31 protein-coding genes and 1 tRNA gene are annotated in these 23,485 nt (G+C 66.5%); 21 read left to right on the forward strand and 11 right to left on the reverse strand.

Annotation, left to right across the window (positions count from 1 at the left end; all coding sequences use genetic code 11):
• The first annotated feature begins 1 nt into the window (after position 1).
• Positions 2 to 904, forward strand: a complete 903-nt coding sequence (locus ABFX45_RS25035) for a LacI family DNA-binding transcriptional regulator (RefSeq protein WP_346132279.1) — start codon at positions 2 to 4, stop codon at positions 902 to 904.
• 150 nt (positions 905 to 1,054) lie between these two features.
• On the opposite strand, the gene ABFX45_RS25040 is transcribed toward ABFX45_RS25035, so the two are convergent.
• Positions 1,055 to 1,546 (reverse strand): hypothetical protein, encoded by a 492-nt coding sequence (locus ABFX45_RS25040; RefSeq protein ID WP_346132281.1) that lies wholly within the window; start codon positions 1,544 to 1,546, stop codon positions 1,055 to 1,057.
• Between the two features lie 436 nt (positions 1,547 to 1,982).
• Here ABFX45_RS25040 and ABFX45_RS25045 point away from each other — a divergent pair, with 436 nt between their 5' ends.
• Together ABFX45_RS25045 and ABFX45_RS25050 are read left to right on the forward strand one after the other, a co-directional pair.
• A complete protein-coding gene (locus ABFX45_RS25045) occupies positions 1,983 to 2,252 on the forward strand; it encodes a type II toxin-antitoxin system TacA family antitoxin (protein WP_346132283.1) in 270 nt (89 codons plus the stop codon).
• Positions 2,249 to 2,752, forward strand: a complete 504-nt coding sequence (locus tag ABFX45_RS25050) for a GNAT family N-acetyltransferase (RefSeq protein ID WP_346132285.1) — start codon at positions 2,249 to 2,251, stop codon at positions 2,750 to 2,752. Before ABFX45_RS25045 ends, ABFX45_RS25050 begins: the two co-directional genes overlap by 4 nt.
• Positions 2,753 to 2,931: 179 nt before the next feature.
• Here ABFX45_RS25050 and ABFX45_RS25055 read toward each other — a convergent pair whose 3' ends face one another.
• The 4 genes from ABFX45_RS25055 to ABFX45_RS25070 form a co-directional block, all read right to left on the reverse strand.
• Positions 2,932 to 3,363: an NUDIX hydrolase gene (locus ABFX45_RS25055; protein WP_346132287.1), complete on the reverse strand. Its 432-nt coding sequence runs from the start codon at positions 3,361 to 3,363 to the stop codon at positions 2,932 to 2,934.
• Positions 3,353 to 3,838 (reverse strand): NUDIX domain-containing protein, encoded by a 486-nt coding sequence (locus ABFX45_RS25060; RefSeq protein WP_346132289.1) that lies wholly within the window; start codon positions 3,836 to 3,838, stop codon positions 3,353 to 3,355. The genes ABFX45_RS25055 and ABFX45_RS25060 overlap by 11 nt, the downstream gene beginning before the upstream one ends.
• An 18-nt stretch (positions 3,839 to 3,856) precedes the next feature.
• Entirely contained in the window at positions 3,857 to 5,074 is a 1,218-nt protein-coding gene (locus ABFX45_RS25065; protein ID WP_346132291.1) for a helix-turn-helix domain-containing protein, read from the reverse strand.
• A gap of 202 nt (positions 5,075 to 5,276) precedes the next feature.
• Positions 5,277 to 5,627: a GntR family transcriptional regulator gene (locus tag ABFX45_RS25070; protein WP_346132293.1), complete on the reverse strand. Its 351-nt coding sequence runs from the start codon at positions 5,625 to 5,627 to the stop codon at positions 5,277 to 5,279.
• A 112-nt stretch (positions 5,628 to 5,739) separates the two neighbouring features.
• Here ABFX45_RS25070 and ABFX45_RS25075 point away from each other — a divergent pair, with 112 nt between their 5' ends.
• The 14 genes from ABFX45_RS25075 (at position 5,740) to ABFX45_RS25140 (ending at position 13,502) form a co-directional block, all read left to right on the forward strand.
• A complete protein-coding gene (locus ABFX45_RS25075; protein ID WP_346132295.1) occupies positions 5,740 to 6,072 on the forward strand; it encodes a hypothetical protein in 333 nt (110 codons plus the stop codon).
• A 250-nt stretch (positions 6,073 to 6,322) separates the two neighbouring features.
• On the forward strand, positions 6,323 to 6,595 hold the full coding sequence (locus ABFX45_RS25080; protein WP_346132297.1) for a hypothetical protein: 273 nt from the start codon (positions 6,323 to 6,325) through the stop codon (positions 6,593 to 6,595).
• Between the two features lies 1 nt (position 6,596).
• The gene (locus ABFX45_RS25085) at positions 6,597 to 6,785 is read left to right on the forward strand and encodes a hypothetical protein (RefSeq protein WP_346132299.1); all 189 of its coding nucleotides are present in this window, start codon (positions 6,597 to 6,599) and stop codon (positions 6,783 to 6,785) included.
• An 89-nt stretch (positions 6,786 to 6,874) separates the two neighbouring features.
• Complete coding sequence (locus ABFX45_RS25090) at positions 6,875 to 8,236, forward strand: FtsK/SpoIIIE domain-containing protein (protein WP_346132300.1); 1,362 nt, start codon at positions 6,875 to 6,877, stop codon at positions 8,234 to 8,236.
• 1 nt (position 8,237) lies between these two features.
• Positions 8,238 to 8,453 (forward strand): hypothetical protein, encoded by a 216-nt coding sequence (locus ABFX45_RS25095; protein ID WP_346132302.1) that lies wholly within the window; start codon positions 8,238 to 8,240, stop codon positions 8,451 to 8,453.
• The gene (locus ABFX45_RS25100; RefSeq protein WP_346132304.1) at positions 8,450 to 8,812 is read left to right on the forward strand and encodes a hypothetical protein; all 363 of its coding nucleotides are present in this window, start codon (positions 8,450 to 8,452) and stop codon (positions 8,810 to 8,812) included. The genes ABFX45_RS25095 and ABFX45_RS25100 overlap by 4 nt, the downstream gene beginning before the upstream one ends.
• Positions 8,809 to 9,228, forward strand: a complete 420-nt coding sequence (locus tag ABFX45_RS25105; RefSeq protein WP_346132306.1) for a hypothetical protein — start codon at positions 8,809 to 8,811, stop codon at positions 9,226 to 9,228. The genes ABFX45_RS25100 and ABFX45_RS25105 overlap by 4 nt, the downstream gene beginning before the upstream one ends.
• Positions 9,225 to 9,443 carry a hypothetical protein gene (locus ABFX45_RS25110; protein WP_346132308.1) on the forward strand — a complete coding sequence of 73 codons (219 nt, stop codon included), beginning with the start codon at positions 9,225 to 9,227 and terminating at the stop codon, positions 9,441 to 9,443. Before ABFX45_RS25105 ends, ABFX45_RS25110 begins: the two co-directional genes overlap by 4 nt.
• Before the next feature lie 5 nt (positions 9,444 to 9,448).
• The gene (locus ABFX45_RS25115; RefSeq protein WP_346132310.1) at positions 9,449 to 9,664 is read left to right on the forward strand and encodes a hypothetical protein; all 216 of its coding nucleotides are present in this window, start codon (positions 9,449 to 9,451) and stop codon (positions 9,662 to 9,664) included.
• Between the two features lie 4 nt (positions 9,665 to 9,668).
• A complete protein-coding gene (locus tag ABFX45_RS25120) occupies positions 9,669 to 9,887 on the forward strand; it encodes a hypothetical protein (protein ID WP_346132312.1) in 219 nt (72 codons plus the stop codon).
• Positions 9,888 to 9,893: 6 nt separating this feature from the next.
• Positions 9,894 to 10,724, forward strand: coding sequence for a hypothetical protein (locus ABFX45_RS25125; RefSeq protein ID WP_346132314.1), 831 nt, complete (start codon positions 9,894 to 9,896; stop codon positions 10,722 to 10,724).
• A gap of 105 nt (positions 10,725 to 10,829) precedes the next feature.
• Positions 10,830 to 12,170: a replication initiator gene (locus ABFX45_RS25130; protein WP_346132316.1), complete on the forward strand. Its 1,341-nt coding sequence runs from the start codon at positions 10,830 to 10,832 to the stop codon at positions 12,168 to 12,170.
• On the forward strand, positions 12,167 to 12,346 hold the full coding sequence (locus ABFX45_RS25135) for a helix-turn-helix transcriptional regulator (RefSeq protein WP_428834185.1): 180 nt from the start codon (positions 12,167 to 12,169) through the stop codon (positions 12,344 to 12,346). The genes ABFX45_RS25130 and ABFX45_RS25135 overlap by 4 nt, the downstream gene beginning before the upstream one ends.
• Position 12,347: 1 nt before the next feature.
• Positions 12,348 to 13,502, forward strand: a complete 1,155-nt coding sequence (locus tag ABFX45_RS25140) for a site-specific integrase (RefSeq protein ID WP_346132318.1) — start codon at positions 12,348 to 12,350, stop codon at positions 13,500 to 13,502.
• Between the two features lie 68 nt (positions 13,503 to 13,570).
• Here ABFX45_RS25140 and ABFX45_RS25145 read toward each other — a convergent pair.
• Positions 13,571 to 13,643: transfer RNA gene (locus ABFX45_RS25145), tRNA-Arg, on the reverse strand.
• A 128-nt stretch (positions 13,644 to 13,771) separates the two neighbouring features.
• Entirely contained in the window at positions 13,772 to 14,851 is a 1,080-nt protein-coding gene (locus tag ABFX45_RS25150; protein WP_109640773.1) for a LacI family DNA-binding transcriptional regulator, read from the reverse strand.
• Between the two features lie 73 nt (positions 14,852 to 14,924).
• Here ABFX45_RS25150 and ABFX45_RS25155 point away from each other — a divergent pair, with 73 nt between their 5' ends.
• A complete protein-coding gene (locus tag ABFX45_RS25155; protein WP_346132321.1) occupies positions 14,925 to 16,088 on the forward strand; it encodes an MFS transporter in 1,164 nt (387 codons plus the stop codon).
• Here ABFX45_RS25155 and ABFX45_RS25160 read toward each other — a convergent pair.
• The gene (locus tag ABFX45_RS25160) at positions 16,066 to 16,581 is read right to left on the reverse strand and encodes a hypothetical protein (RefSeq protein ID WP_112228357.1); all 516 of its coding nucleotides are present in this window, start codon (positions 16,579 to 16,581) and stop codon (positions 16,066 to 16,068) included. The genes ABFX45_RS25155 and ABFX45_RS25160 overlap by 23 nt on opposite strands.
• A gap of 35 nt (positions 16,582 to 16,616) precedes the next feature.
• Between ABFX45_RS25160 and ABFX45_RS25165 the strand changes: the two genes are divergently transcribed.
• Positions 16,617 to 18,548 (forward strand): bifunctional copper resistance protein CopD/cytochrome c oxidase assembly protein, encoded by a 1,932-nt coding sequence (locus ABFX45_RS25165; protein ID WP_346132324.1) that lies wholly within the window; start codon positions 16,617 to 16,619, stop codon positions 18,546 to 18,548.
• On the opposite strand, the gene ABFX45_RS25170 is transcribed toward ABFX45_RS25165, so the two are convergent.
• From ABFX45_RS25170 to ABFX45_RS25180, 3 genes are read right to left on the reverse strand one after another with little or no spacing between them, the layout of a single operon-like run.
• On the reverse strand, positions 18,545 to 19,342 hold the full coding sequence (locus ABFX45_RS25170) for an ABC transporter permease (protein WP_112228355.1): 798 nt from the start codon (positions 19,340 to 19,342) through the stop codon (positions 18,545 to 18,547). The genes ABFX45_RS25165 and ABFX45_RS25170 overlap by 4 nt on opposite strands.
• A gap of 8 nt (positions 19,343 to 19,350) precedes the next feature.
• Complete coding sequence (locus ABFX45_RS25175) at positions 19,351 to 20,274, reverse strand: ATP-binding cassette domain-containing protein (RefSeq protein WP_109640777.1); 924 nt, start codon at positions 20,272 to 20,274, stop codon at positions 19,351 to 19,353.
• Positions 20,267 to 20,875 carry a TetR/AcrR family transcriptional regulator gene (locus ABFX45_RS25180; RefSeq protein ID WP_109640877.1) on the reverse strand — a complete coding sequence of 203 codons (609 nt, stop codon included), beginning with the start codon at positions 20,873 to 20,875 and terminating at the stop codon, positions 20,267 to 20,269. Before ABFX45_RS25180 ends, ABFX45_RS25175 begins: the two co-directional genes overlap by 8 nt.
• A 237-nt stretch (positions 20,876 to 21,112) precedes the next feature.
• Between ABFX45_RS25180 and ssb the strand changes: the two genes are divergently transcribed.
• The gene (gene ssb, locus ABFX45_RS25185; RefSeq protein ID WP_112228353.1) at positions 21,113 to 21,526 is read left to right on the forward strand and encodes a single-stranded DNA-binding protein; all 414 of its coding nucleotides are present in this window, start codon (positions 21,113 to 21,115) and stop codon (positions 21,524 to 21,526) included.
• Between the two features lie 265 nt (positions 21,527 to 21,791).
• Entirely contained in the window at positions 21,792 to 23,468 is a 1,677-nt protein-coding gene (gene ettA / locus ABFX45_RS25190; protein WP_109640779.1) for an energy-dependent translational throttle protein EttA, read from the forward strand.
• Positions 23,469 to 23,485: the final 17 nt, after the last annotated feature.

The raw sequence follows: 23,485 nt of genomic DNA on the forward strand, positions 1-23,485 counted from the left end.
GATGACGACGTACGGCGACCTCCCCGTCCCGTACACCGAAATCCCGTACTTCGCCCAGCTCGCGCTGGGCGCGATGGCAGCGGCCCACGAACGCGGCTACATGCTCATGGTGATGCCGAGCTCACTGTCGCCGTGCATGTGGCTGAACACGCCGATGGACGGCGTCATCCACGTGGCACCACGAGCCGACGACCCGGTGCGCGCCCTCCTGCGCGAGCGCGGCATCCCGATCGTCAGCGACGGCCGCCCACCCGAACCCCGCTGCGGCGACGCGTGGGTGGACGCCGACCACGACGCGGCACTGCGCCTCCTGCTGGACCACCTCACCAAGGCCGGTGCCCGCCACATCGGCCTGACCCAGCCCCTCCACGACGACGCGTACCCCCACCTGATCGGCCGCACCTACGCGTCCTGGTGCGCCGAACGAGACCTGCCCGCCCTCGTCGAGGAGTACGCCTCACTGCCCGACTACTTCACGACCGAACGCGACGCGGTCGGCCGGCTGCTCAACCGCGATCCGCGACCCGACGCCATCGTCGGCGTCTACTCCGACTCAGGCCACAACATCCTCGCCGCCGCCCGGCAGCACGGGCTCCGGGTGCCGCGGGACCTGCTGGTGGCGTGCATCAGCGAAGATCCGGACTACGCGACGACGACTCCGGCCGTCACCACGGTCAGCCTCCGGCCGGACCGGGTGGGGGATGAGGCGGTCGACCTGCTGATCGCTCTGATCAACGCGCGCACCGGTGTGGAACGGCGCCGGCTGGTGCAGCCGGTGCTGATCCCTCGCTACTCCACCAGACGCAAGATCGAAAAGAAAACGGCCTCTGACCTGTCCATGCAGGTCAGAGGCCACTTCGTGGAGCGCCCCCGGCAGGATTCGAACCTGCGACCTCGGGATTAGAGAGCCACATCTCGCGGTGTTCGTGGTCGTCTGCCGTCGTAGCCCCTGACGTGCGCGGATCGCGAATCTGGAGGGTCAGTTTGGACGGTCGTTGGTGGTTGTCTGGCGTCGTTTGACCTAGATAACCACTGGAAACGATCTTCGTCTGTGCTACTGACTGAGATCAGCTAGAAGAGCAGGCAAGAGCGTTCGGAAGTGCTTCCTGCGGGAAGTCCTGCTGTCGAGTGGGAGCTTAAGCGGTTGCTCGCGCCCCTCGTACCAGAGGCTCAGCACGCCGCCGTACGGCCAATCCTCTCCCCAGTCGCGTGCCCAGTCACCGTCTGCGTTGACCCCGTCGCCTTCCTGGCCGGCGTCAATGCTTGCGGTCAGCAAGCCCTTCCGTGCCCATGTCTCGACACGTGCGGTTGACTGACGACCGTCACGCTGAGCTGGAGCTGACCACTTCGCATGAATCACGCGGGTTGGCGTGAGAACCACGGCTACCCCGCCGTGAGTGCCGTCGAAGGACATCAATCGTGCATCGACGTAGACCTCGTCTTCTGCGCCAAGCAGAGTCTCGATACGCCAAATGAGGTCGGAGCTAGGTCCATGGAAGTCACCGCCGATGGCGTTCATGATCCGAACAGCGCGTTCCTCGCTCATGGGAGCTCCTCTCGGCGCACGGCCCGTCAGCACTGTCGCTGACGTCTGTCTCTATCGCAGGTAACCGCAAGATCGTCACCGTTGCATGTGGCGACCACTCCTCCCCGGTCCCCTTGTCCCTGCTGCGCTTAGCTCCTGGAGGGGTGTGTCAAGAGTGGCCGTAGGCCATCGCGCAGCGACGCGAAGCGCTCTTGGCACACCCCTCCAGGTGTTAAACGATTGCCGGGAGCAGGGGTGGCGGGGGACTCTCTGTCCGGGCCCGTGTGGGCGTGTTTCCCCTGTTCGCAGGGCCTATGGCGGGCCTGGATGCGTCGCGCAGCTAGACGTACCTGAGTACCTCCTGTCGCCTAGGCGACACCATGACCCCTCGCTCTGTCCGTACAAGTGCCGTACACTCGATGTGGCGTTCCCGTATAAACGCTGTCGGAGGGGCTGTATGTCGATCAAGGAAGCGCGCTTGGAGGTACGGCTAGATCCAGCTGTGAAAGCCCGTGTTGAGCGGGCAGCTGAACTGAACAGGCAGACTACGAGCTCGTTCGTCGTCGAGGCTGCTGCTAACGCAGCGGACAAGGTGCTAACCCGTGCCGACGTAACGATCATGCCTGCTGAGCAGTTTGATGAACTCATGGCTGCACTGGACGTGGCCGATCGAGCGCCGAACCTAGCCAAACTGAATTCTGGTTATCGGGGGTACGTGCGCAAGTGAACGACTGGGCATCTTCACCGCTTGATGAGCAGCACGAACTCATGGAGTTCGACTGTGGTGTCACTGCTCTTAATGAGTGGCTCAAGGTTCATGCCGTGGACGCGAGCAAACGCGGTACGGCTAGGACCTACGTGTGGACACCGATAGGTAGTGATCGCGTGGTGGCCTACTACGCGATCACTCCTCATCTTGTCGCGCGTGAAGGCCTGAGCCAGAAGCTTGCTGGTGGACTGAACACGGAGGTCCCGGGATACCTGCTAGCAAAGCTCGCCCTCGACCAAGATCTGCACGGCCAAGGGCACGGTGGCGAGTTGCTGCACGACGCACTGACTAAGGCAGTCGAGGCCGCTGACATCGTGTCGGGTCGACTGATCGCGGTGGACGCGATCGACGACCAGGCGGCTGCATTTTATCAGCACTATGGATTCCGGCCTGTGGCGAACAACTCGCGGCGACTGGTGATCAAGGTTGCGACCGTGAAACTCGAACTCGGTCTCTAGCGAAGACTATTCACTGCGGCGGCTGCCGGGGTCGGTCGCGCCTCTGCCCGTCGGCGGGTCAGGGTGGCGGAGCCGGGCCCCTGGCCCTTGCCGAACGGGCATGGCACAGCGGCGCGAGCGGCCCCGGCAGGGGCCGCCTTGATGAAGTAAAGAAACTCTGAACACACAGGACAGAGGGTCTAGGCGCGGAGCAGGTTCACGCCGTCGTGAGTGCGGACGCTGGTCTGAGTAGCGAACGCGTCCAGAACCCGGACGGCGAACGCCGGGCTCATATACTCACGCACTTCGTCCAGGCTCATCCAGCGAATCTCGGATGCTTCGTCGGTGCGCTCGGCTGCAGAGGTCGTTGGCTGACAACGAAAAACAAGGGCAACGACGCCTAAAGTCAGGTTCTTGTAGACACCGGTGAGCCGTTCGACCTCGATACTGACACCGGTTTCCTCTGCGACCTCGCGGCGTAGGCCGTCCTCAAAGGACTCGGTGAGTTCAAGAACTCCGCCTGGTGCCTGCCAGTCGCCGTTGTCTCGGCGTCGGATGGCAAGCACGCGGTCGGAGCTGTCGACTACGACTCCTGCCACGCTCACAGAGTGCTTCGGCAGGTCATCCGGCACCTTCGCCACCCACCGGAACGGGAAGGGTTCCGTGTTCGAGGTACATGACCTCGCCAGACGTGTAGGCGTCGTAGGCGTGCCGGATGCGACGTGCCAGCCGAGGGATCGCGCGGTCGGGGACACGTTCGATCGGGACCCACTCCCAATGATCGAGTTCAGTCGGGTCGAGGCGGATACGTGCTGACTCCGTACCAAGCTGGCCGCAGTCGAAGATCCACAACACCTTGTCGCCTTCGGACTCGCGAGGCGCCCAGTCAATCACCAGCGGTCGAACGACCTGACAGTCGAGTCCGAGTTCCTCCGAGATCTCGCGCTTGCACGCGGCTGCAGGTGACTCCCCGTTGTCGACATAGCCGCCGGGGAGGTCCCAGCGCTCGCCGTAGGTCTTCCGCACCATCAGCACTCGGTCGCCGTCAACGAACAACGCCCCGGCAGCCATCCGAGGCGTTGCGAAGTTGTCTGCCGTGTTACCCACGAGGACGACCCTACGCGGCTAGCGCAACTTCATGCGGTCGACGAGTCCCGCGAGCAACGACGTGGGGCTGGTGCGTTGCGTGCGCATCCACGACAACACGAGTTGGCGGCTGAGGTAGTGGTGACGCACCTGTTCCGGGGCGATCTGCTCGGCATCTAGGAGGATCGCGAGTGCGTCGTCGGATCGATTACGCAAGTTGTAGGCACGAGCGAGATCGAGCGCATGCCGGACCTGCCGTTCGAGGGGCAGTCCGGAGGTGTCGAGTGTAGGGCCGAGATCAAGCGCGACCTGCACGTCTCCTAGCTCCATGGCCGTGTTCATGCGGTGGATTGCCACATTCGTTGGCCCGAAAGCTGTCCACAGGTGGTTGGCGTCGGTGCCCTGCCTATCGGCGGCGTGCTGGGCCTCGTCGAGGAAAGTGCGCGTGGTCGCACGATCTTCGCTGCGTGAGGCCGCCATGGCGCCTGCGAGGAACAGGGAGCCGTAGATCGAGAGCAGCGGTCCGTCCGCAGAACGAAGCTCGGGCCGAAGAACGTCCGAAGCGCGCTCAACCAAGCTCACCGCGGGAATGAACTGGCCTGTCGAGAGAAGGCTGTGAGTGACGGATCGGAGCAACGATCCGAGGATCAGACGGTCCCCGGCTGCTTCGGCTTCGCGCAAGCCGCGCTCTGCGGCTACCCACGCGAGATCGGCCTCTCCGAGTTTGGTAAGCACTGACGCGGCTGCCTGGTAGCAGAGCGCAAGCTGGCCGCGTACGCGCTGGAGGTCAACACCTTCATGGGCTCGGCTCGCGCTGACAGCGTCCTTCAGCAGCTGGGGGAGACGTGCGGTCACATACCCGAACCTGGACGCCTGGTAGGCGGAGAAGATGCTGCCGACTTGCCGCTGGAGCTCGTCCGGGCCGATGACGTCACCGTGCTGCGGTCCGGTGAACAGCAGTGGGGATAGCTGGCTGTAGTCCATCAGGACGGCACGCAATGCCGGCACGGTCTGTGTGCCTGACTCAGAGGTCCAGTCGAGCAGCGTCGGCTCACCAAGCAGATCGCTTACGGGCACATCTAGGGCTTCCGCAAGTGCTCGGATCAGCGACAAGCGGTCGAGCTGGATACGGTTGTTCTCCGCTTTCTGAAGCCAGTCGGTAGTGCGACCGACGAGGCCTGCGAGAACCTCCTGTGAGAGGCCGCGCCTGCGGCGGTACCACGCGACGCGTTCACCGATGGTCAGGGACTCCGTCATGCCACGCATGAAGCAAGCCTCTCGAACTTCGCGCGAGGGACCCCGGAAAGTTTTTCCGGGTTGAGGTCAGCTCGAAGGATGAGAGTTGATGACATGAACGCGAACCCGGACCAACTGGCCCCGATCCTCCGAAGGCTCCTACGCCTGGAAGCGCACGTGGACGGCCTGGATGCCAGGCTGAGTGTCCTCGAACAGGGCGCGATCACGAGCGCTCCGCAGCGTCCTCCAGCCGACGAAGACGGCTAGATACGTCGTCCACCTTGGCCTGGAGCACGTCGAGTTGCCTCAGGATCGCGGCGAGATCGCCACCGCGCTCATCCTGATCGGGGATGGCCTTGACGAAGGTACCGACCGTCGGGGTGGTCACCAGCCAGCCCTCGTCCTGGAGCACCTTGAGTGCCTTCTGAAGAGTGCCCAGAGCTACACCGTGCTCGTCGGCAAGCGCGCGGTTTCCAGGCAGCCTGTCTCCCACCGCAAGACTGCCGCCTCGGATTGCGGCCTTGATCGTGTTAACGACGCGCTGGTAGGCGGCAACGCCCACGGTCTCGCTCATTCCTCGATTCTAGTCGTTGCACCAGCCTGACATAGATCACCCGATCGGAGCAGGAAGTGATGACATAGGTTGAGCTATATTAGTGTGGGTCAACGTACTGATGGAGGTTGCGATGAAGAACCAGAAGCTGGACATGTCGGAGACGCGTCTGATGTTGACCGAGGCGCCGGAGCTGAAGACGCGTGAGGTCGACGGTCACACCGAGATCGTGACGGACCAGGACGGTGCGAGCCAGTACGTGGTGTCGCTGTTCAAGAAGCAGCCGGGGCAGAAGGGGGAGGAGATCCGCGTGACGTTGTCGACCGACCCCGGTGACGAGTTCGAGGACGGCGACTCGGTCGAGTTGATCGACCCTCGCGCGTCGTTCTACTCGTTCCGCAACGGCCGTGGCGAGAACGTCGCGGGTGTCGCGTACCGCGCCCTTGGGCTGCGCAAGCTCGCCTGACGCCCCCGTGCGTCCGTAGTGCAGGGCCTCTGTGGCCCGTCGAACCACCTTGCGTGATCCACGCGGGATAGGCGGCGTTGCCGAATAGCAGTGGTTCCCGTTCGTCCTTTGAGAATTCCATAGTGGATACACCCATGCCTTTTTCCGGTGCCGTGTGCACCGGGGATGACGTTGGCCCCCGGCGCTGAAGTGTCTTGTACAGCCCGTTTCCGGGGGTCTTCGTGGTTCAACGAAAAGGAAGGGTGAACGAATGGCCGGAATCATCGCTGACATCCGTAATGCGCGGGCTATTCGCAAGTACGGCGAGTTTATCGGCGCGATGGACATGGTCGAGGAAGCGTTCACGACGGTCATGAAGGTGATCGACCGGGTGGACGACTCCGCGACGCACACCGGGTTCACGGTGCCGACGCAGGACGAGCTGAAGTCCATGCACCGTAAGGCCTTCGCCGCGCTGGACTCGGTCCGCCAGGAAGCCAAGAAGCACGAGGGCGACCTGGTGTCGCGGGAATGGGGCCTCTGACATGAGCCGCATTCAGGTGGACAACGCGACCGAGGAACTGACTGCCGCGATGACGCAGCTGCGGGAGACGCTGCGGGGCATCCCGACGAACTCCGGCAAGTTCAAGAGGTTGTACGAGAGGGCACGTCTGGCCACCGGGGATTTGCTGGTGGGAGTGACCGACGTGGCTCCGAAAGTCCGTCCCGAGTGACGGAATTCCCGATGGCGTGATCGGCCCCGATGAATCCGCGTGATTTGCCGGGGCTGGTTCGCCGACCCGATCACGCACAAGGGGTTGATATGAAGAGTTATTCGAATCGCAAGCCTGGGGGAGAGGTCCGGGCGATCAAGTGGGCGGTACGCAACCCGGTCGAGGCTGGTGTGCCGCTGGCGCTGGCGGGGTCTGCGCTGCAGTTCGGGCCGACTCCGACCGGTGTCGCGGTGGGCAGCACCACGGCGGGCCTGCTGGCCTGGTACCGGGCGCATCCGGACAGCTTCGACCGGTTCGCGGCCCCGCATCTGCGGTCGTTGCGGCGCCGGTGGTTCTCGCGCTACTCCGGTAGCCGCTGGCGTGACGTCACCACAGCGTGCGAGTTGGCTCCGGCGCATCGCAAGACCGGCGTTCAGCAGGTCCCGCGTGTGATCAAGGTGCGGTCATCGTCGGCCACTGTGGACACGGTCTACGTGCGCATGGTGCCGGGCCAGACTCCCGCGCAGTGGCAGGACAAGGCCGACGCGCTCACGGTGGCGCTCAACGCCGAACGGGTCGGGGTCGAGCGGATCAAACCGCAGGTGCTCGCGCTGATCGTGCAACGCCGCGAGTCGTTCACTGAGGTGATCGAGGCCCCGGCGATGTTGTGGGACAGCGACGCGGTGGACCTGTCCGCGTTGTTCCTCGGTGAGAACGAGTTCGGCGGGGACTGGTGCGAACCGCTGATCGGTCAGCACTGGCTCGTCGCGGGCGCGACTGGCTCGGGTAAGGGCTCGCTCGCGTGGGGTCCGCTGCGCTCGCTCGCGCCGATGATCCGCGACGGCCTCGTGCGGCTGCACACCCTGGACCCCAAGCGCATGGAGCTGACCAAGGCCGAGGGCATCTCACACGCCTACGCCTCGGATCTGGACGACTGCGTCTCGGTGGTCCGTGCGTTCGTGGAGGACCTGCGGGAGACCGAGGAGTCGTTGGCGGAGCAGGGAAAGCGGAAGTTCACGCCCAGCGTGGAGACGCCATTGAACCTGCTGGTGATGGACGAGCTGGGCGCGCTGCTGTCCTTCGGTGACTACGCGGTCGCGAAGGAGCTGCGCAAGTTGCTGTCCATTGTGGGCACACAGGGCCGGGCTACCGGGCATTCGATGCTCGGCTACGTCCAGGAGCCCACCAAGGACACGGTGCCGATCCGGGACCTGTTCACCGTGCGGATCTGCCTGCGGGTCACCACGGCCGGACACCCGGACATGGTCCTGGGCGACGGCGCCCGGCTGCGTGGCGCGCTGGCGGACGAGATTCCGAACGACCCCGCTACGGCGGGAATCGGCTACGTGCTGCGGCCGAAGTCGCGGCTGCCCATGCGGGTGCGCGCGGCCTATGTGGACGACGCGGAGATCGGCGAGTTGATCAGTTTCGTGACGACCGGCCGCGCGGGCGGCCTGAAGGTGGTGGCCTGACATGTGGAGGATCGGATTCGCCTTCTGGGCGTGCTGGCAGATCGTGAAATGGGCCGCCGTCGGCGCGGCCGTGCTGGTCGTGCTGTACCTGTGGGGCGGCTTCAACGGCGCGTTCATTCTCGCGGTGCTCGCTGTCGGGCTGGGCTTGTGGGGCTTGAAAGCAACGCTGGGCAGCCTGTACCAGCGCGAGGAGACCGACCGGCGGTGGTCACGATGACCACGCTGCCCCGCCTCACGGGTCCCGGTTCCCCGGCCTCGTGGCTGGCCCGCTGCCGCGACCTCGACCCGGCCACGGTGCTGCGGCTGCTTGCGGAGGTCGACGACAACGCGCTGGGGTTCTCGCTCACCCTCGACCGCGCCTACCGGCTCACCGACGCCCGCACCGGCGTTCGGCTCGACCTCGGCGACCAGCACGCCGTCACCGCGCTGCTCGGGGCTCGCGTGCTGGTGCCCGGCCGGGGCCGGTGGGTGAACGTGGACGGCTGGCCTCCTCGTGACCACGTGCTGACGCTGTTCATCAGCTCCACCCTCGGCCGCGACTTCCACGAGCGGGTGCGTGGAGGTGAGCGGTCATGACCCGACGCTTTTTGCCGGCCGCGAACGACCCTGGTCAGATCGACCTGTTCAGCGGTAACTCGATCGAAGCCGCGGCTACCGTCCTGGCGCGCCAGGCCGCGCGTGCGTTCGGGTTCGGCGGCAAACCCGACCTGGCGGCCGAGCTTCTCGCAGAGATCCGTGACGGCCGCTACGGGCGCTTGGACCACAACGACCGCATCGTCCGTATCGAGCCGGGCGAACGCTGCCGCTACGCACCTGACGCTGAGGCAGAAGTGGCGGAAAGCCTTCTCACGCAACGGTTCGCCCGGCTCGGTCCGGTCCTGCCGCTGCGCCACGGAGCGATCACCCGCGAGGTGCACCGGCTCACCCTCACACCGGGCGGGAACGGCCTGCTGGAGCGCTGGTCGGCACTGCGGATCAGGAGGCCCCGATGATCACCGACGACGCGTTCGACGCGATGGCCCGCGTGGAACAGCTCCTCGACGAACGCAACGACCTGATCATGCGCTGCTACCGCATCGGTCACGGCCCGGTCACCTCGGATGAGCGGCGGCAGTTCGCCAACGTCGCCGACGAGATCTCCGGCCTGTACGGGCAGCTGTCGGAGTACTACCGGCGTCTCGCCGACCTCGACAGGGAAAGGATCTGAGCGCGATGACCGCAGTGTTGCGCCCCGGCGAGTCCACCTCGGTGCGGCGGCTCGCTGACGACTACGACGACCTGATCCGCCACCACGCCGACGACAACGGCACCCTGCCCGAGCCCTACGCGACCGAGGCGGCCGAACTCGCTCACCAGCTGCGGGTGCTCTACGCCGACGAGTCCGATCACTGGGCGCGGCTGTCGGCTGAGCATCGCGAAGGACGGTGAACCCGTGCTCAACGAGGCCATGCACGAACTCGACGCACGCCTTCCACACCTCACCGACGAACTCTCCGCGCTGCTGGCCAAAGGGCTCGCTGAACGGCGCGAGGAACCCACCACGGCCGAGCACACGCGTGCGGCCGAGATCTGCAATGAGGTCGCGGGCCTGCTCGAAGCCACTGCCGCCGAGTGGCGCTGGAACGCACGCCATTTCCACGAAGGGAGCTGAAACCCCATGCAGGACAACGACTCTGACGAGATCAACGAGGCGGCCGGGGTCACGAAACGAGTCGTTGACCTGCGCCGTAAGAGGGCCGAATCCGCCCACCTGCGAGGCCTGGTGGACGACCCCGACATGGTCGCGGTCCGCATCGAAGCCCAGCGGCGGACGATCACGCGCGGCATGTGGTTCTTCCTCGCGCTCGGTCTCGCGTTCACGACCGCTGGTGTCCAGGACTTCCTGGCCGGGCACCGCACCCACACCGACCCACTGTGGTGGGCCGCGTGGCTCGCCGAACCGATGCTCGCGGGAATCCTGATCATGCTGCTGATGTTCGAGGCCGAGATCCTCTCGCGTGGCCTCACCCTCACTGACGTCTGGGCCGGGCGGCTCAAGAAAGTACTGCTGTCCTCCACGCTGGTGATGAACGTCTGGCCCGCGCTCGCACCCTGGCTGGCCGGGACCGAACCGTTCGACGGCGGCAACCTCGCCATCCACATCATCGTGCCCGTGGTGGTGTTCGGCGTCGCCGAAGTCATGCCGGTGATCCAGCACAAGTTCAACGAGGCCATCACCCGCGCCTACCGCGACGCCCGCACCGCGCGGCCGGCCGAACCATCGACCGCACTCGTAGCGCCAGTGCCGCGCGTCGTGCCGCCGACAGCGAAACCGCTGCGGCTACCTGAATCCGTACTTGGCCCAGTGCGGGCTAAAGCTGCGGAAGTTGCTGCGGCGGGCCGTGATCTGACCGCTGAGGACGTCCGCGAGGTGGTCAAGGTCGCGCCCGCGATGGCTGCTCAGATCGCCGCAGAGGTCCAGCAGCGCAACGGGCACGCCTTCACCTGACCCCGGCAGGACAACCCCTCACCTGCCCACATGAGCGGGGCACGGCCACTTCCCCGAGCCGTGCCCCGCTTCTCACGCTGCCCCAACGAAAGGAGGACTACCGTCGTGGTGCTCTCGCTCGCTGACCGCATCGCCGCTCGCCTGCGTGAGGCGGACTACCAGGATTGGCGCGAGAAGGTCGTCCGTATCGGTGGCTGCGCTCAGCCCATTACGCTGTTCGGAGCCTGGCAGCTCCACCACGCCCAAACCGGGAACGTGCTCGCGCACTACGGCGGCAACGTCTTCGTCCCGTGCGGCAACCGCCGCGAGTCCGTCTGCCCGGCCTGCTCGGACCGCTACGCCGCAGACGCCTACCACCTGCTGCATGCCGGGCTCGCGGGCGGCTCCAAGGGCATCCCTGCCACGGTGGGTGAGAAGCCTCGCGTGTTCGCCACGCTCACCGCCCCGAGCTTCGGCAAGGTCCACAGCGCTCGCCGCACCGCACGCGGCAAGACAGTCCCCTGTGGCTGCGGTGCCTACCACCACCCAGCCGACCCGAATATCGGTACGCCGATCAACCCAGACAACTACGACTACGTCGGCACGATCCTGTGGCAGGCCAACGTGGGCGCCCTGTGGGCACGCTTCGCCCAAGCGCTGCGCCGCACGCTCGCGAAGTCGGTCGGGCTCACCGTGCGCGAGTTCGGCGACCACGCTCGCGTCTCGTACGCGAAGGTCGCGGAGTACCAGCGTCGTGGCCTGGTCCACTTTCACGCTGTCGTGCGTGTCGACGGACCCGAGGGCGCCACCGACGCCACCCCGCTGTGGGCCACGACCGAACTCCTTGAGCACTGCATCCGCGAGGCTGCCCGCGCTGTTGCGCTGGACGTGCCACGGCCGGACGGCACGCCGCTTCGGGTCGTGTGGGGCGAGCAGGTCGACGTCCGGCAGATCCGCGCTAGCAACGCTCACAACGTCGAAGAGGACGGTGAGATCAGTGAATCTCGCCTGGCTTCCTACGTGGCCAAGTACGCCACCAAGGGCACCGGCAAGAGCGAAGCTGCGGACAAGCCCATCCGGTCCGAACTGGATATCGAGCTGCTGCGAGTCTCCGACCACCACCGCCGGATGATCCAAACCGCTTGGGACCTCGGAGCCAACCCGCTCTATGAGGAGCTCAAGCTGCGCCGATGGGCGCACATGCTCGGCTTCCGGGGCCACTTCCTGAGCAAGTCGCAGCGCTACTCGACCACCTTTAAGCACCTGCGCGAGGAACGCCGTGAGTTCCGCGCTGCCGAGACCCTCGACCGCCTCGGCTTCGACCCCGCACTCGTCGTGGTCGTCAATGACTGGCAGTACGCCGCCACCGGCTACGCCAGCCCCGAAGAACGTGAACTCGCCCTGGCCATCGCAGAAGGCCGAAGGGAAGAACGCCAACGCACTTACGCAAGGGAGACCGGATCATGAGCAAGCTGTGGGGCATCAACGACGTCGCCGACTTTCTCGGTGTGCCTGCCCAGACTCTCTACCAGTGGCGGACGAAGAACTACGGCCCGCCTGGACGTCGGATCGGCAAGTACGTCCGCTACGTCCCCGAGGACGTCAAGGCGTGGTTCGAGGCGCAGCCACAGGGGGCGGCCTGAGATGCCGCGCCAACCGATGCCGCTGGGGACGTACGGCGAGATCTGGTACGTCCCCACTCCGGCCGGCAAAGTCCGCGCGCTCACCAACTACCGCGACTACGACGGTGTCACGCGTCCAGTCGAGCGGACCGGGAAGACCGAGAACGCGGCCAGGAATCGGCTGAAGGAAGCCCTGCGCGATCGTGCCCGCGCCGTGGTGGGGGAGGAAGTCACCGACAGTACGAAGGTCTCCGAGGTCGCAGAGAAGTACCTGGCGGAACTGGACGAGTCGAAGAAGGCCGCTCGCACCAAGCGCACGTATCGGGAGTCCTGGGATCGCGATCTCAAGGGCGCTGTTGGCTCGCTCATGGGCCGCGAGATCACGACTGGTACGGCGGAACGGGTGCTGAGGACGATCCGCGACACGGCGGGGCTCGGGAGTGCCAAGCACGCGAAGGTCGTGCTCACGGCGATCATGGGTCTGTACGTCCGGTACGACGCGATCCCCACCAACCCGGTCCGCGAGGTCGCGGCGTTGGGGGAGAGCAAGAAGGTCAAGCCGGTGAGAAAGAAGCTCACGAAGATCGAGTGGGACGACTACCTGCGGCTGCGGGCGTACCTGGTCGACCACAAGCGGGCGCCCGGTCTCGACCTGATCGACCTGGTGGACATGCACGCGGCGGTCGGTCCTCGGCTTGGTGAGTTCCTGGCGCTCGACTGGACGCGCGTCCGTGAGCACGAGGGCGTGATCCTACTGGAAGGCACGGTGATTCGGATCACGGGCGTCGGGCTGTTCGTCCAGCCACACACGAAGTCGATGGCGGGCATGCGGACGTTGAAGATCCCGAACTGGGCAATGGACGTGCTCCGCAAGCGTCGGGAGACCGCGACCGGCGAGTGGGTGTTCCCGTCCTCCTCGGGCTCGCTACGCGACCCGGACAACACTCGTAAGGCGCTTCGCGGGGTGCTCGCGGGCTCGGAGTGGGAAGGACTGCATCCGCACGCGTTTCGACACCTCGTCGCGACGCAGCTCGATGCGGCTGGCCTGTCCGCGCGGGAGATCGCCGACTACCTCGGTCACGCACAGGTGAGCATGACTCAGGACGTCTACATGAACCGCAAGTCGGTGGGCCACCGGGCGGCGGACGCCCTGGAAGGTCTGAAGCCGACTGAGTGAAACTGCTGGATAAGCACTGGGCCGATCTCCTAGAAGATCGGCCCATAAGCTCTCTACCAGCATTTTTGCGCCCCCGGCAGGATTCGAACCTGCGACCTCGGGATTAGAAGTCCCTCGCTCTCTCCACTGAGCTACGGAGGCTTGAGGAGACCGAAGCGGCCACGAACCGTGGTCGCCGCTGCCCCCAACGGACACATCGTCCGAAGTCGATCGACTGTTTCCGCCCTACGTCCAAATGGGTGACGAAAACGCTCTAAACGTGACGCGTATCACGTCCGTGGGGCCGTCGAGGCTCTCTGCACGAGGGAAACATCGAGTCTCGTGGGCCGCGGCGGTCTGCCGCCGGCCAGTAACTTCAGTGCCAGCTCGCCCGCTCTGCGGCCCTTCTCGGCCAGGGGTTGACGCACGGTAGTCAGCGGCGGGTCGCTGTAGGTCGCTTCGGGGACGTCGTCGAAGCCGACGACGGAAACGTCTCGCGGGACGGTCAAGGCCAGGTCGCGGGCCGCTTGGAGGGCGCCGAAGGCCAGCTGGTCCGACGCGCACAGCAGAGCGCTCGGGCGTGGCGTGCGGGTGAGCAACCACCGCGCGCCGAGACGTCCGAGCTCGCGATCACTGCCGCGCGCCTCCCACACCGGAACATTGTCCGGTTGGACCCCGCCTTTTGCCAAAGTGTCGAGGTAGCCGCCCAGGCGGTCGCGGCTCACGCGGAACGGCACGGCCGAACGGCGCTCGTGGGAAACGGGGCCGGATACGCCGTCCGGGTGTAACGAGAACGTCAGGATGCCGAACGAGGAGTGACCGAGCTCGAGCAGGAACGACGCCGCGAGCGATGCGCCCAGGTGGTCCTGCACCTCGACCCGTGCCGAGCCCGGCAGCACCGGTTGGTCGATCACCACCAGCGGAAGCCCGCGGGCGGCCACCGCGTCCAACGCCGGTGCGGAGTCCGGGAGCGAGTACGCCACCATGACGTCCGCCTGTGCGCGTGACACGATCGAGGGACGTGGGCCTCCCGTGGAGTCACCGGGCATCAGGACGAGGCTGTGGTCGTGGCCGTCGACGGTTGAGGCCAGGCCGTCGAGCACGATGGACAGCGCCGGATCCGAGAACGCGCCGGACAGGCCCTGCGGCAGCATGAAACCCACGGCAGCTGACGACCGTGTGGCCAGAGAGCGTGCAACGGGATCAGGGCCCGCATAGCCCAGAGAGCGCGCCGTCTCCAGGATGCGTTCGCGCAACGACGACGAGAGCTGGTCGGGCCGGTTGTACGCGTTCGACACCGTTGCCCTGGAAACCCCGACCGCTGCGGCGACGGTGTCCAGCGTCGGCCTGCGTCGGCGATCGGACTCCACGGAAAGCATCGTATGCGAGAGATCGCACCGAATTACCTGGCGACTCTGAAGCGCTTCAGTCATGCTGGAACGCATGTCCCCACGCCTGGCCACCTTCGTCGTCTTCCTGTTGAACGGCGCCGTCTTCGGCACCTGGGCCTCTCGCGTGCCCGCGCTCGCCGAGCAGATCGGCGCAGAGGTGGGCAGCCTCGGCCTGGCGCTGCTCGGGGCGAGTGTCGGCCTGGCCGTCACGGCACCGGTCGCCGCACGGATCTGCGCGGTTCACGGGTCGCGCGGGGTTCTGATAGCGAGCAGCCTCCTCAGTCCGCTCCTTTTGCCCGTGCTTGCGCTATCGCAGTCAACGGTGCAGTTCGGGCTGACTCTCATCGCGCTTGGTGCGAGCGTCGCAGCGATGGACGTGTCGATGAACGTCGCTGCGGTCGTCGTCGTCCGTGACCTGCAACGGTCGTTGATGCCGCAGTTCCACGCGGGCTTCAGTTTCGGCGGCCTCATCGGGTCGTTGGGCAGCGCCGCCGCCGCTCAGGCGCACTGGACACCCATGAAGCACTTCCTCATGGCCGCAGTGGTCGGGCTCATCATCACGACGCTCATCGCGAAGAAGATTCCCGGAGGAGTGGGGGAGCGCCATAGGGAAGAAGCCACTGAACGTAGCAACGTGCTCAAGAGCCCGGTTCTCTGGTTGTTGGCGAGCGTTGCGCTGTGCAGTGCCATCGCGGAAGGGGCGGCGGCAGACTGGTCGGCGTTGTTCATGGTTCGTGAGCGCGGCATGGGTGACGCGGCGGGTGCATACGCCTATGCGGGCTTCTCCATCACGATGGCGCTCGCACGGTGGTTCGGGGAACCGATCCAACGCACGCTCGGGCCCCACCGACTCCTCGCCGCGGGCGGTGGGCTCGCCGCGATGGGGCTGGCGCTCACCGCCACCGTGCCAGTTCCCGCAGCCGGGTACCTCGGGTTCGGCCTGGCCGGGCTGGGGCTCGCGTTCTCGTTCCCCGTGGTCATGGACCTCGCGAGCGAAACCGGCAAACGCGCCGACGGCAGCGGCGGCGAACGCGAGCTCGGCCTCGTCACGACGATCGCCTACACCGGGTTCCTCGCCGGGCCGCCGATCGTGGGCGGGCTCGCGCACGTCAGCTCTCTCGTGGTGTCGCTCGGGTTCGTGGCGCTGGTCACCGCGCTGATCATCCCGGCGACGTGGCTCGCCAGGCGGGCCGCTAGGCAGCCGGCATCCGTCTGAGTGCTTCCTGGCCGATCGGCTCCAGCAGGTCGCGGGCCTTGGTCTCAGTGGCGCCGTTCATGCCAACGGCGACCAACAGCGACTCGTTGCGCGTCACGGCGATGGTCGCCGTGCACACCATGTCCTTCTCCTGCTGGCCGCAGCTGAGCCACGTGGCGTGCTTGGCGGTCTGGACCTCGCGGCCCTTCTTCTGGGTGTTCTTCGACTCGTCGAACGAGCGGTAGGGGACCGCCACCACCACGTACGCGTTCTCCTTCAGCGTGAAGAGGCACGAGTTCGGCATCTCGGCGCGCGGGGCCGGCCTGAACTGCAGCGTCCCGATCGGCTTGAGGTCCTTCTCCGTGACGAGCCCGCACGGGTCGATGCCGGCCGTCTTGCGCGGCGTCGCGATCGCGAGCGGCGGCAGTGGAGCCGCGACGGGTTCGCCCTGGATGCGATAGGAGCAACCGGCAACCGCCAACAGGGCGAGAAGGAGGAGGAGAGAACGGCTCACACGGCGCAACACTAGAGGGTCGTAGGCTCCTGGATGTGGCAATCGAACGCTCCACCAGAACGGGATTGGTGCCCCTCGTCGTCATCGGCTTCGCGGTGGCGGCACTCGTCGCCGTTGCGTTGAGCGCGCTCTCGCCCAACCCTCCGACAGGGTTGCTCGTCGTGCGCGTGCTGACCGAGACCGGCGCGGTGGTGACCATCGGCTCGTTGCTGCTGGCGGCGTTCCTCGTCCCACCGCAGAAGTCCGGCACTCTCGCAGCTGACGGCTACGCCGCGATGCGCACGGCTGGGTGGTTCGCGCTCGTGTGGCTGGTCGGCGCTGTGTTGTCGGTGCCGTTCAACACGGCGGCCGCGATCGACCGGCCGGTCGGTGACTTCACGTTCAGTCAGATGATCGCGACTGCGATGCTGCTGGAGCAGTCGAAGGCGTGGCTGCTGACGGCGATCATCGTGAGCTTGCTCGCACTGGGCTGCCGCTTGGTGCTGTCGTGGGCGTGGACGACGGTGCTGCTGTTCCTGGCGATCTTCGCGCTGGTGCCGGTCGCGGTCACCGGCCACTCGTCGTCGGGCGGCTCGCACGACATGGCGACGAACAGCCTGTTGTTCCACCTCGTCGCCGCGGTGTTGTGGGTGGGCGGCCTCATCGCGTTGCTCGCGCACGGCAGGCGTGGCGGGGCGCACCTTCCCCTCGCCGCCACGAGGTTCTCGAAGCTGGCACTGGTCTGCTGGATCGTCATGGCCGTCTCGGGTGTGGTGAACGCGCTCGTGCGCATCACACCGGTCGACCTCGTGACCTCGACGTACGGCTGGCTGACGCTCGGCAAGGTGGCCTGCCTGCTGCTGCTCGGCGTGTTCGGTTACTTCCAGCGCGAACGCGGCGTGAAGGGCGTGGTCGACGGGAAGCCCCACGCGTTGCTCAAGCTCGCCGGTCTCGAAGTCCTGCTGATGATGTTCACGATCGGCCTGGCCGTGGCGCTGGCCCGCACGCCTCCTCCCGGCGGCAGCGTCGAACTGCCCAGCCGCACGGAGATCGCCATCGGTTACGACCTCGACGGGCCGCCGACGCTGGCGCGCATCCTCTTCGACTGGCGCTTCGACCTGATCTACGGCACGGCGGCGCTGGTTCTCGCGCTGCTGTACTTGCTGGGCGTGCGCCGGCTCAGCAAGCGCGGCGACAAGTGGCCGATCGGGCGGACCGTTGCGTGGCTGTGCGGGTGTTTCTCTCTCTTGTTCGCCACGTCGTCGGGGATGGGCCGGTACTCGCCGGCGATGTTCAGCGTGCACATGGAAGCGCACATGGTGCTGTCCATGCTGACGCCGATCCTGTTCGTCCTGGGCGGGCCGGTGACGCTGGCGTTGCGCGCGTTGCCGGTCAACAAAGAGGTGCCGGGGCCGCGAGAGTGGTTGCTGGCCTTCGTGCACTCACCGGTCGCGCGGGTCCTGACGAACCCCTTCGTGGCGCTGGCGTTGTTCGTCGGTTCCTTCTACGCCCTGTACTTCTCGGGGCTGTTCGAGGCCGCGCTGCCGTTCCACTGGGCGCACCTCGCGATGAACGCCCACTTCATCCTCGCGGGCTACGTCTTCTACTGGCCCGTGATCGGCGTGGACCCGTCGCCGAACAAGCTGCCGCCACTCGGCCGGTTGGGGCTGTTGTTCGCGTCGATCCCGTTCCACGCGTTCTTCGGCGTCGTGCTGATGAGCTCCGCGAACGTCATCGGCGAGCAGTTCTACCGCAACCTGTCGTTGCCGTGGGTGCAGAACCTGCTGGAGGACCAGCGACTCGGCGGCGGCATCGCCTGGGCGGCGGGGGAGATCCCGTTGCTGGTGGTGATGGTCGCCCTGCTCACGCAGTGGGCGCGGCAGGACTCCCGTGAGGCGAAGAGGCTGGACCGCAAGGCCGACGCCGATGGCGACGCCGACCTCGAGGCCTACAACGCGATGCTCCGCAAGATGGCGGGCAAGGACTAGATGGACAGGGGCCTGCGGAAGCCGCGGACCGCGAAGAACGCTCCGATCGCCGCGATCGCGCCGCTCGTGACCAGCGCTCCGGCCACCCCGGTGATCGGGTGGGCCAGCGCCAGGCTGCGGGCGGCGTCGACCGCGTAGGTCAGCGGGTTGACCTTCGCGATCGCCTGCAGCCAGCCGGGCAGGCCGTTGATCGGCACGAACGCGCTGGACGCGAACATCAGCGGGAACATCGCCAGGAAGCCGACGGTCTGCATCAGCTCCGCCTTGCGCACCCACGCGGCGATCGCGATGAACACCCAGCTCAGCGCCCATCCCACGACCAGTGCGAGGCCCAGGGCGGCGAGCGTGCCGAGCATGCCGCCGTCCGGCCGGAAGCCGAACACCAGCACGCCGAACGCGATCATCAGCACGAGCTGGAACGCCGTCCTGACGGCGTCGGACAGGTTGCGGGCCAACAGAACCGTGCTCGGTCTGATGGGCAGCGAACGGAACCGCGCGAGCACACCGTTCGACATGTCCTGCACGAGTCCGATGCCGGACGCGAGAGAGGACTGCATCGCGGTGTTCACGAGGATCGCGGGCAGCAGGAAGTTGATGTAGGTCATGCCCGGCGGGAAGTTCGCCGTGGACGTGATGCTGCTGAAGATCTGGCTGAACAGCGTCAGCATGATCAACGGCTGCAACACGCTGAAGAACACGAGTGCGGGCGTGCGCAGGAGTGCGCGCAGAGAACGGCCAGTCAGCACCAGAACCTGTGTCGGATAGCTGCTGCCGTGCCAGGTCAAGGTCGCCATGATTCCCCCTAGTTCGCGGCGAGAGTGAGGTAGACGTCGTCCAGGGTCGGCTCTGCGAGGCCGATTTCGTGGGCCTCCAAGCCGTTGTCGTCCAACGCGCGCACGACCGTCGCGAGATCTCGTGACGCGCTCACGGGCGTGGTGAGGGTGAGACCCTCTGCGACGGGGTGGAGCCCGACCGCGTTGATCGCCTTCAGCGCGGTGTCCACATCGGACGCCGAGTCGAGGGTGACGGTCACCGTGCGCTGGCCGACCTGGGCCTTGAGCTCGGCGCTGGTGCCGGACGCGACGACCTTGCCGTGGGACAGCACGGTGATCGTGTCGGCGAGCCGGTCGGCCTCGTCGAGGTACTGCGTCGTGAGCAGCACGGTGGTGCCGTCCGCGACGAGCTTCTCGACGATCTCCCACATCGCCAGGCGGCTCGCGGGGTCGAGGCCGGTGGTCGGCTCGTCCAGGAACAGGACCTCTGGCCGGCCGACCAGGGACGCGGCCAGGTCGAGACGCCGCCGCATGCCGCCGGAGTACGTCTTGGCGTTGCGCTTGGCGGCGTCGGTGAGGTCGAACTGCTCCAGCAGGTCGTCCGCGCGCTGGTGGGCCTGCTTGCGGCCGGCCCCGAGCAGACGGGCGATCAGCACCAGGTTGTCGTGGCCGCTGAGCTGCTCGTCGACGGCGGCGAACTGGCCGGTCAGGCCGATGCGGCTGCGGACCTCGTGGCCTTGTCCCACGACGTCGAACCCCGCGACGCGCGCGCTGCCGCCGGACAGCGGCAGCATCGTCGTGAGGATGTTGACCAGCGTGGTCTTGCCGGCGCCGTTGTGGCCGAGGAGCCCGAGAACGGTGCCCTTCTTCGCGGTGACGCTCACGCCGTCGAGTGCGTGCACGTCACCGAATCGCTTGCTCACGTCCGTGGCTTCGATCATGAGCTCACTCATTTGTTTCCCCCTTGAGTGCGCCGTGCAGGAAAAGTTCGACGATGTCGGCGGGTTCGGCGGCGATCTGACCGAAGCCCGCGCCCATGCGGTTCGTGAAGACGGCGCCGAGCAGCATCCGCGCGGCGAGATCGGGGCCGACGCGCAGGTCCGCGTCGCCGAACAGGCCGGCGACCGCTTCGGTCAGCTGCTGCATGCCGATCGGCGGTCCCTTGTGCTTTTTGTGGTCCTCGTCGCGCGGTTGGTAGCCGGACTCGCGCAACGCGCCGATGACGCCCCACATGCGGTCGAGGTAGCCGCTGAACGTGGCGACACCCGCGGTCAGTCGTTGCTCCAACGGCACGTCCGCCGGGATCGCCGCGAGGCGGGCGACCTCTTCGTCAGAGTGCAGTGCGCGCTGGATGCACGCGTCGAGCAGTTCCGCCTTGTCCTTGAAGACGCGGAACACCGTGCCTTCCGCGATACCGGCCGCGGCGGCGATCTGGCTGGTGGTGACGTTCGCGCCGGCCTTCAGGACGAGCGGCAACGTGGCCTGGAGGATCGCTTCGCGGCGATCTTCCGGGCTCATCGCGGGGGCGCGGCGGCGGCGTGGTTCCTCTGACACGCCCACCACTGTATGAGTGAGTACTCACTCATGTCAATGAGTGGGCGCTCACTCACTCGCGCGCTCCAGTGCCGCTCTAGCACACAGGTCCGACAATTCCGCGGTTCGTGGCCGTCGAAGATCCCGACCTGTCCACAACCCGCGAGTAATCCACAGATCCCCGTCCACCCCGCTCGCCTCCACCCCTCCCGGAGCAACCTGGAGCAGCAACCCCGCGACCCTGGAGGCAAGAACCCGATGTCCTGGAATTCCACGCTGGTCACCGTCGTTGGTCAGGTGGCGAGCGAGATCTCGTACAAGTACGGCGAGGACGGCAAGACCAACGCGTACTTCCGCATCCAGTCGACCGAGCGCCGGTACAACACCTCGATCGGCGACTGGGAGGACGGGGAGTCGCTCTGGCTCGGCGTGTCGTGCTGGCGCAAGCTCGCCGACAGCGTGAAGACCGCGCTGTCCAAGGGGGATCCCGTGATCGTCCAGGGCAAGCTGCGCATGCGTCACTACGAGAAGGACGACGTGAAACGGACGGCCGTCAACCTGGACGCGCTCCACGTCGGGCTGGATCTGAGCCGTGTGCAGTCACTCGGCTCCGCTCCCGTCGTTGAACCGCGGGTGAGCGATGATCTCGCCGAGGAACCCGTGCCGTTTTGATCTTGCGCCCTTCGGGGCAACCGCACACGGGAGTTCCCCGATCCCACCCGATCCGGCAGCGCCGCCGGACAAGATGTACGCACCGCGATCCGAGAAGGAGGGAAGCTCGTAGATCGGAGCCGACGAGGACCGATCGCCGACAGTTGTTCATGTTCGAATGGAACGGGCTGGTCACCGACTCGCGTGGCGCTCGATCCGGGGCTGAACGGCTGCTTGTCGGCGACCGAGGTCAGTGGCCTCCGGACACCGCTCTACGATCGCCGCCATGGCCGAGTTCATCTACACCATGAAAAAGGTGCGCAAGGCGCACGGTGACAAGGTCATCCTCGATGACGTCACGATCATGTTCTACCCCGGCGCGAAGATCGGTGTGGTCGGTCCCAACGGCGCCGGCAAGTCGAGCGTGCTCAAGATCATGGCGGGGTTGGACACACCCGGCAACGGTGAGGCCTACCTGTCCCCCGGTTACACCGTGGGCATCCTGCAGCAGGAGCCGCCGCTCAACGAGGAGAAGACCGTTCTCGGCAACGTCCAGGAGGGCCTGGGCGAGATCAAGGTGAAGCTCGACCGCTTCAACGAGATCGCCGAGCTGATGGCGACCGACTACTCCGACGAGCTGATGGAGGAGATGGGCAAGCTCCAGGAGGAGCTCGACCACGCCAACGCGTGGGACCTCGACTCCCAGCTGGAGCAGGCGATGGACGCCCTGCGCTGCCCGCCGCCGGACGCCGACGTCACCAAGCTCTCCGGTGGTGAGCGCCGCCGTGTCGCGCTGTGCAAGCTGCTGCTGAGCAAGCCCGACCTGCTGCTGCTCGACGAGCCCACCAACCACCTGGACGCGGAGAGCGTCCTGTGGCTGGAGCAGCACCTCGCGCAGTACCCCGGTGCCGTCCTCGCCGTCACCCACGACCGGTACTTCCTGGACAACCTGGCCGAGTGGATCCTCGAGCTCGACCGCGGCCGGGCCATTCCCTACGAGGGCAACTACTCCACCTACCTGGAGAAGAAGGCCGAGCGTCTCGCGGTCCAGGGCAAGAAGGACCAGAAGCTGCAGAAGCGCCTCAAGGACGAGCTGGAGTGGGTGCGCTCCGGCGCCAAGGCCCGCCAGGCCAAGTCCAAGGCGCGTCTCGACCGCTACGAGGAGATGGCGGCCGAGGCGGAGAAGACCCGCAAGCTCGACTTCGAGGAGATCCAGATTCCGCCGGGCCCGCGTCTGGGCAACGTCGTGGTCGAGGTCGACAAGCTGAAGAAGGGCTTCGGCGACCGGGTCCTGATCGACGGACTGTCGTTCACGTTGCCGCGCAACGGCATCGTGGGCGTGATCGGCCCGAACGGCGTCGGCAAGACCACGCTGTTCAAGACCATCGTCGGCCTCGAGGAGCCGGACGCCGGCAGCGTGAAGGTCGGCGACACGGTCCTGCTGTCGTACGTCGACCAGAACCGCGGTGGCATCGACCCGAAGAAGAACGTGTGGGAGGTCGTGTCCGGCGGACTCGACTACATCCACGTCGGCAACGTCGAGATGCCGTCCCGCGCGTACGTCAGCGCGTTCGGCTTCAAGGGCCCGGACCAGCAGAAGCCCGCGGGCGTGCTGTCCGGCGGTGAGCGCAACCGCCTGAACCTCGCGCTCACGCTCAAGATCGGCGGCAACCTGATCCTGCTGGACGAGCCGACGAACGACCTCGACGTCGAGACCCTGGGCTCGCTGGAGAACGCTCTCGAGCAGTTCCCCGGCTGCGCCGTCGTGATCTCCCACGACCGGTGGTTCCTCGACCGCGTCGCCACGCACATCCTCGCGTGGGAGGGCACGGACGAGAACCCGTCGCAGTGGTACTGGTTCGAGGGCAACTTCGAAGGTTACGAGAAGAACAAGATCGAGCGCCTGGGTGCCGAAGCGGCCCGTCCGCACCGTGTTACGTACCGCAAGCTGACACGGGACTGAGAGGGCAACGGCGACGT

The sequence above is a fragment of the Lentzea roselyniae genome (assembly GCF_039537795.1).
GTDB classification, from domain to species: Bacteria; Actinomycetota; Actinomycetes; order Mycobacteriales; family Pseudonocardiaceae; genus Lentzea; species Lentzea atacamensis.